The following is a 6,481-nucleotide window of genomic DNA, read 5'->3' as shown; positions in this document are numbered from 1 at the left end:
ACGCTGACCTTGCGGGTGAGAGAACACGCTGACCTTGCGGGTGAGAGAACACGCTGACCTTGCGGGTGAGAGAACACTCAAACCCGCGGGTGACCTATCACACTGATTCCGTTGAATCGGCGTCTGCTTCGAGTTTCTCGAACGTCTTTTGCGCCCATCGGACGCCGTACTCGGGCCCGTACTCGACGAACGCCTGCGTATCGAGCGCAGCGAACGGCGCGGGAAGGTCGAGGCGATGTTTGATCGCCGAACAGGCGTACTCGGTCGCCGCCGCGAAGGAGGTCTGCCCCCGTGCGACCTCGCGTGGAAGCCCCGAGAGCCGGCCTTCGAGTCGGTCGCCGGCATCGATCCACGCGTCGAACAGGCGCGGTCGTATCCCCTCCCACGCGGCGAACGCCTCGCGGGTCTGAATTCCGAGCCACGCGTCGTAGAGCGCCGCCGCGATCTGATAGACGGCTGCGGGGCCGAGCGGGACAGCTTCGTCGAGGTCGCGGTACTGTGACTCGAAAAACGGAAGGAAGTGCTCGGGCGCCCCGGTCCCGAGTTGGACGAACGCCTCCGAGAGGAGGAAATCGAGGAACTCCGTCGGGGTCCCGTCGGCACGCTTTTTGACGAGGACGACCGGCGGCGTCGTCTGTCTGGTCCAGACCACAGTGCCGTCACCGGGCATCCCGACGGTGAAGTCGGAGCCGGCGTAGGCGACCAGCGCGCTCGGAGCGTCGTGGGGGAGCCATTCGGATGGGTACGTCGCGGGGTCGAGCGAATCGACGAAGAGCCCGAGATCCTCCGCGGCGGCGGGTGGGATCGTCTCGAAGTCCGCGGCCGTATCGAGAACGAGAGCCTCGGGCGCGTGGGCGTTTCGAACGGCCTCGACATCGTCTGTGAGCTCGCTTCGATCGAACATACCCCAAATAAGAATCGGGATGTGATCAGTTGCAGGTCTCGATCAGCCGAAGGCGAGTGCGAAGATGATTGCGATCGCGAGGACGGCCGACACCCCGATAGTACCGAGAACGATCTTGGTCGCTTGACTCATAGTGGCACTCTTTCAGCGCGGGCGCTTAAAGGCTTCAATCCGTCGCCGGGGTTTCTCACTTCGTCAATGAGAGATGCTCAATCTGTTCGTCGACGAAGCGTCTCAATCTGTTCGTCAATGAGAGATGCTCACGATCGCTCCGGTTCGTCAGGCGTCGTATCCCACGTGTCCGGGACTTCGATGACGTAGCGGCCGTCCTCCTGCAGCGAGATGATGTATTCGGTCCGATCGTACAACTCCATCAGATTAAGCTCGTACTCGCCGGGAGCGACGATCCGAATGCTCTCGAACTGCTCGTTGAGTTCCTCGCGGAGTTCGTCGAGACCGGGGCGCTCCTCGCTCGACGGTTCGATGACCCGGCCCTCGCTGTCGGTCGCGGGTCGGTCGCCGGCGTTGCGTGGTGACTGCTCCGGTTCGGGGGCGTCACTGTCGGGCTGCGAAGCGCTGGCAGCGGCGAGTTCGTCCGGAGAGACGACATCGCTCCGCGCGCTCGCTTGTGCTGTGTCTTCGATCGCTTGATCGTCGACAGACGTCGACGCACCCGCTCGGTCGGAGCCGGTGTCGCGATCGCCTGAGTCGGTGCCGCCTTCGCGTGGAGCGGTGCCGCCTTCGCGCGTGTCGGCGGCACCCGTGCGTGCGGGTTCATCGGACGGTTTGCGGTCATCGGACTGTTCGCGCTCGTCGGACCGTCCACGCGACGACGCGTCCTCCCGACGTTGGCTGACCCACTGTCGAGACGAGTCAGTTCCTTCCGGTCCCTCCGGAGAGGGGGGTTCTCCCCGTCTGTCTGCCTGTGACGGATCGCTAGAAGTTGGTGTCTCAGTCGGCGTATCCGGTCGGTCGTCGAGCGCGCGGTCTGCACTCCCACTCCACGCTGTTGACGACGATGGGTCTGTCGTTTGTGGTTCGGTCGACGGCGAATCAGTCCCGGACGCGTTCGCCGGTTCGGTCGACTCCGATGGTGTTGCCGACGAGGGACGGAACTGGAACTTGTTTCCGCCGCAGTTCGGACAGCCCGACAGCATCTCTTTCGACCCGTCGGCGAACACTCGTCCGCAGTTGGTGCATTCGTGAGGCATCTGTGTACTTACTGGGCTCGCGTCCGTCGGGTCGCGTCAGGACGGTTTCCCGTCGAACGGCGGTCATTCCTCGTCGAACGGCGGTCATTCCTCGTCGAACGGCGGTCATTCCTCGTCGAACGGCGGTCATTCCTCGTCGAACGGCGGTCATTCCTCATCGAGCCGCGATCATTTTCCGTCAAACGGTGATCGTTTCCGACCGTTCGAGGGTTGGATCCGATCACGTTTCGAGGGTTGGATCCGATCACGCGGGAGTCGCTTCTGTTCACGTTGAGATCACTTCCTCGAGACGAGCGCACTGATGAGGTTTTCGTCTTTATGGAGCGTTTCGATCTGGTTCGCGGGGCCGATGACGGTGAGCTTCTTCGTCGACTCCTTACCCATCAAACGGCCGATGAACCCCTGGTTTCCGCCGCCGGTCTGCGGGTAGGTCTCGATTTCGATCCCGTTGAACTCGTCGGGGCTGATCTCCGTCATCGTGACCTCGATGAGCTTCGACTCCTCGTCGGGGGAGAGCCCCTCCTCTAAGATAACGATGTTACCCTCGCGGACGCCGTCGAGGATGAGCCTGATCTTCTCCATACTCGTCAGCCCGTCCATTCGAGCGCCGCTAATGAGATCGATCTGGACGCCGTTTCCGACGTCTCCGGGTGTGACTTCCGGCATCTCGCTCACCCGAAGTACTCCGCGATCTTTCCGTAGACCTCGTCCATATTGTTCCCCTCCAGCGCCGACAGCGGGACCGTCTCGTGCTGTGGGAACGCGTTCGCCACGCGCTGGACGTTCGAGTCTTCGAGGTCGGTCTTGTTCGCGAAGATGAGCACCGGGAGGTCCTGACTCTCGATGATGCCGATGAGCATCGTGTTCACCTGCGTGAACGGATCCTGCGTGCTGTCGAGCACGTAGATGACGCCGTCGACGTCCTCCCGAAGCCAGTGCATCGCCTCGGCGACGCCCTCGGTGGCCTCTCGCGATCGCCGAACGGCGTCGTCTTTCTCCATGTCGTGTTCGAGGAACTCCTTGTAGTCGACTTTCGTCGTGACACCCGGCGTGTCGACGATGTCGATGCTCACCGTCTTGCCGTTGCGCTCGATCTCGACGTTCTCCTTTCGGCGCGCGCGGCGCGTCTCGTGCGGGATGTGGCTCTCGGGTCCGACGGCGTCACCCGTCCAATCACGTGCGATTCGATTTGCGAGGGTCGTCTTTCCGGCGTTCGGTGGCCCGTAGATTCCGATCCGCTTCGGTTCGGCGTCCGAAAACATCCGGTCGACGGCCCGTGAGATGCTGTCTCTAAGATCTGTGAACAGTCCCATCCTGGCCTCCCGCGCCTCCCGATTCCGGTCGTGGAGGGCGTATGGAGGTACCACATTCCCGTGTTCACTTAAACACTGCGTCAGACGGCCTACTGGTGTGTTTCCACTTCGGAGTCTCGTTCGCTCGCTTCACTATCGGTTGGCCCAATTCTCGGCGAGGTCTGTACACGGGAACCCCCCCACCCCTTCGTTTCGGGTGGAACAATCCGACGGTGATGGGGGTAGCGAGATCTTCGCGCCTGATGAGCTGTAGAAAAGTAATATTACCTACACATTTCCATCTAGTAAGAAGACAATAATGCAGTACGGATTTGGTTTTTCGTACTTAGTAATAAGTGTGCCGCTATCTAAGTTGTCGTTCTCACCGGGGTACCCCCTTTGTACGTGTTCCACCCGAAACGAAGGGGTGGGGGGCTAGTGCAGGATTGGTTGTTCACCCGACAGTAGTTATTAAATATAATCTGGATATTAGTAGAATGAGGCTAAGAATGAGATTAATTATATTTCGCAACTACTAGAATCGAAATAATAATTTACGATCGTTATATTTTCTGTTCCGGCCGATGGAATCAGCGTCTATTGTCGGTGGAATAATAATAGACAAGTTTTTTGTACCACGTGTTCCTCTGGTTCGGCTGCATCAACTGGACACGTCTTCATTCGGAGATAGCCTAAAATCGGTTTATCTCGCAACAGACTACCCGATCTCTCGGTTTCGGGGCGTGATCTCCAGTCGAAATTGGGGGGTACATCGATGGACGAAGACACGGAATCAAACGAGGAGGATGACTCGAGCGGTCCAATCGGGGGGACGAAAGTGACCCAGAGTGGATCCGAAGGTGAGCGTGATGGATCCGAGGGCGTTCCCGCCGCAAACAGAGAGACGACTGCAGAAAATGAACCGACGACTGCGGAGGATGTCGACATCAAAGAGAGCATAGGATCGAGCAATATCGAGACACCGCTGGCTAATGCGGACGCGATCGAGACGAAGGTCGAGACCAATTCCGACTCGGGCGTAGCTAGCGACGCCGATGACACCAGCTCAACCCCCTCTAATGACGCTTCGGGGTCCCCCGATTTGGGCCTCGACGAAGTTGTCCTCGACGACGACGGCGACAGTCAGGGGCTCTTTGACGACCTCCTCTCCGGGGAGCCCATATTCGAAAACAAGGAGGTTCTCCGTCCCTCGTACACGCCCCACGAACTCCCACACCGGACCGAACAGATCAACCAGATGGCGACGATTCTCGTCTCGGCGCTCAGAGGCGAGACGCCCTCGAACATCCTGATCTACGGGAAGACGGGGACCGGGAAAACCGCTAGCGCGAAGTTCGTCAGCCAAGAGCTCGAGTCGACCTCGAAGAAGTACGATGTCCCCTGTGAGGTGGAGTATATCAACTGCGAGGTGACTGACACGCAGTATCGCGTTCTCGCTCAGCTCGCGAACAAGTTCATCGAGAAAAATCAGGACGTAATCGACGCCGAACTCGACGAACTACGGGGTCTCCGCTCGCGCGCGGAAGAAAACCCGACCCTGCTCGCCGAGACGAAATTCGACACCGTCGCCGACGTCGAGGGTCAGATCGAGCGGTTCGACGCCGACCGCGAGGAGATGGAGCCGGTTCCGATGACCGGGTGGCCGACCGACCGCGTCTACTCCACGTTCTTCGACGCTGTCGACTATCGGGAGCGAGTCGTCGTAATAATGCTCGACGAGATCGACAAGCTCGTCGAGAAATCCGGCGACGACACGCTGTATAACCTCTCTCGGATGAACTCCGAACTCGACAACTCCCGGATCTCGATTATGGGGATCTCGAACGACCTGAAGTTCACGGACTTTCTCGATCCGCGGGTCAAATCCAGCCTCGGCGAGGAGGAGATCGTCTTCCCGCCGTACGACGCGAATCAACTCCGGGACATCCTCCAGCACCGCGCGAACGTCGCGTTCAAAGACGACGCGCTCACCGACGACGTCATCCCGCTGTGTGCCGCCTTCGCCGCACAGGAACACGGTGACGCCCGGCGCGCGCTCGACCTCCTGCGGACGGCGGGTGAGCTCGCAGAGCGCGGACAGGCCGACACCGTCGAGGAGGCGCACGTGCGACAGGCACAGGATAAGATCGAACTCGACCGCGTCGTCGAAGTCGTCCGGACGCTCCCGACGCAGTCGAAGATCGTCCTCTTCTCGACGATCCTGCTCGAGAAAAACGGCGTTCACAACATCAACACCGGTGAGGTGTTCAACATCTACAAGCGCCTCTGTGAGGAGATCGATGCCGACATCCTCACGCAGCGCCGCGTGACCGATCTCATCTCCGAACTCGATATGCTCGGCATCGTCAACGCCGTCGTCGTCTCGAAGGGGCGCTACGGGCGCACAAAGGAGATCTCGCTGTCCGTCCCGATCGAGGAGACCGAGGCTGTGCTCCTCTCGGACTCCCGACTCGGCGACATCGAAAACGCACAGCCGTTCGTGCAGGCCCGATTCGACAACTGATACGACCACTCGACAACTGTCACGCTATCCCACCCCGATATGTTCGACGAAATAATGGAGAAATTCGAGGGAAGCCCGAGTCAGCAGGCGGTCATCCGTCTGCTTCTCGAACGCGGCTTCTCCGTCAACAACGACGGACGAGTCGTCTCCGGCGGCATCGAGATCCCGAACACGGGAATCGCCCGCGAGATCGACGTCGACCGCCGCGTCGTGGATTCGACGACCACCGCCATCCTCGAAGACGAGGAGCTCAGACGCATCTTTCAGAACATCTCGTCGATTCCGAGCCTGATGGATCTCGCGCCCGTCCTCGACCTCTCGGTGCTGACGATCGAGCCGAACGACGCCGATCAGCCGGGAATCGTCGCGGCCGTGACCACCCTCCTCGCGGACAACGGAATCTCGATCCGGCAGACGATCAGCGAGGACCCGGAGTTCACCGACGAGCCGAAACTCTACGTCGTCACCGACGACCCGATTCCGGGGGCGCTCCTGAACGAACTCTCGGCGTTCGAGTTCGTCCGTCGCATCTCGATCGCGTGAGCCGACC

7 protein-coding genes are annotated in these 6,481 nt (G+C 60.3%); 2 read left to right on the top strand and 5 right to left on the bottom strand.

The features are described 5' to 3' along the window. Nucleotides 1-97: 97 nt before the first annotated feature. The 5 genes from ACT3HL_RS16860 to ACT3HL_RS16840 all read right to left on the bottom strand — a co-directional run bounded on the left by ACT3HL_RS16860 (nucleotide 98) and on the right by ACT3HL_RS16840 (nucleotide 3,428). Complete coding sequence (locus ACT3HL_RS16860; RefSeq protein ID WP_445087921.1) at nucleotides 98-904, bottom strand: DUF7089 family protein; 807 nt, start codon at nucleotides 902-904, stop codon at nucleotides 98-100. A gap of 42 nt (nucleotides 905-946) precedes the next feature. After that, nucleotides 947-1,036 carry a hypothetical protein gene (locus ACT3HL_RS16855; RefSeq protein WP_445087920.1) on the bottom strand — a complete coding sequence of 30 codons (90 nt, stop codon included), beginning with the start codon at nucleotides 1,034-1,036 and terminating at the stop codon, nucleotides 947-949. Between the two features lie 128 nt (nucleotides 1,037-1,164). Beyond that, nucleotides 1,165-2,115: an OapC/ArvC family zinc-ribbon domain-containing protein gene (locus ACT3HL_RS16850; RefSeq protein WP_445087919.1), complete on the bottom strand. Its 951-nt coding sequence runs from the start codon at nucleotides 2,113-2,115 to the stop codon at nucleotides 1,165-1,167. Between the two features lie 276 nt (nucleotides 2,116-2,391). Next, entirely contained in the window at nucleotides 2,392-2,781 is a 390-nt protein-coding gene (locus ACT3HL_RS16845) for an OapB/ArvB family protein (protein WP_445087918.1), read from the bottom strand. A 5-nt stretch (nucleotides 2,782-2,786) separates the two neighbouring features. Continuing rightward, nucleotides 2,787-3,428, bottom strand: a complete 642-nt coding sequence (locus tag ACT3HL_RS16840; RefSeq protein ID WP_445087917.1) for a GTP-binding protein — start codon at nucleotides 3,426-3,428, stop codon at nucleotides 2,787-2,789. Nucleotides 3,429-4,182: 754 nt separating this feature from the next. On the opposite strand from ACT3HL_RS16840, the gene ACT3HL_RS16835 reads away from it, so the two are divergent. Both ACT3HL_RS16835 and ACT3HL_RS16830 read left to right on the top strand, forming a co-directional pair. Beyond that, nucleotides 4,183-5,931, top strand: coding sequence for an AAA family ATPase (locus ACT3HL_RS16835; protein WP_445087916.1), 1,749 nt, complete (start codon nucleotides 4,183-4,185; stop codon nucleotides 5,929-5,931). Between the two features lie 39 nt (nucleotides 5,932-5,970). Next, entirely contained in the window at nucleotides 5,971-6,474 is a 504-nt protein-coding gene (locus ACT3HL_RS16830; protein ID WP_445087915.1) for an ACT domain-containing protein, read from the top strand. Nucleotides 6,475-6,481: the final 7 nt, after the last annotated feature.

The organism is Halobellus sp. GM3, from assembly GCF_052545375.1.
This window is presented reverse-complemented; position numbering and strand designations above follow the sequence as displayed.

What these genes read in the sequence shown, in the direction of transcription:
- ACT3HL_RS16860 (WP_445087921.1), bottom strand. Translation starts at nt 904, where the DNA reads ATGTTCGATCGAAGCGAGCTCACAGACGATGTCGAGGCCGTTCGAAAC.
- ACT3HL_RS16855 (WP_445087920.1), bottom strand. Translation starts at nt 1,036, where the DNA reads ATGAGTCAAGCGACCAAGATCGTTCTCGGTACTATCGGGGTGTCGGCC.
- ACT3HL_RS16850 (WP_445087919.1), bottom strand. Translation starts at nt 2,115, where the DNA reads ATGCCTCACGAATGCACCAACTGCGGACGAGTGTTCGCCGACGGGTCG.
- ACT3HL_RS16845 (WP_445087918.1), bottom strand. Translation starts at nt 2,781, where the DNA reads ATGCCGGAAGTCACACCCGGAGACGTCGGAAACGGCGTCCAGATCGAT.
- ACT3HL_RS16840 (WP_445087917.1), bottom strand. Translation starts at nt 3,428, where the DNA reads ATGGGACTGTTCACAGATCTTAGAGACAGCATCTCACGGGCCGTCGAC.
- ACT3HL_RS16835 (WP_445087916.1), top strand. Translation starts at nt 4,183, where the DNA reads ATGGACGAAGACACGGAATCAAACGAGGAGGATGACTCGAGCGGTCCA.
- ACT3HL_RS16830 (WP_445087915.1), top strand. Translation starts at nt 5,971, where the DNA reads ATGTTCGACGAAATAATGGAGAAATTCGAGGGAAGCCCGAGTCAGCAG.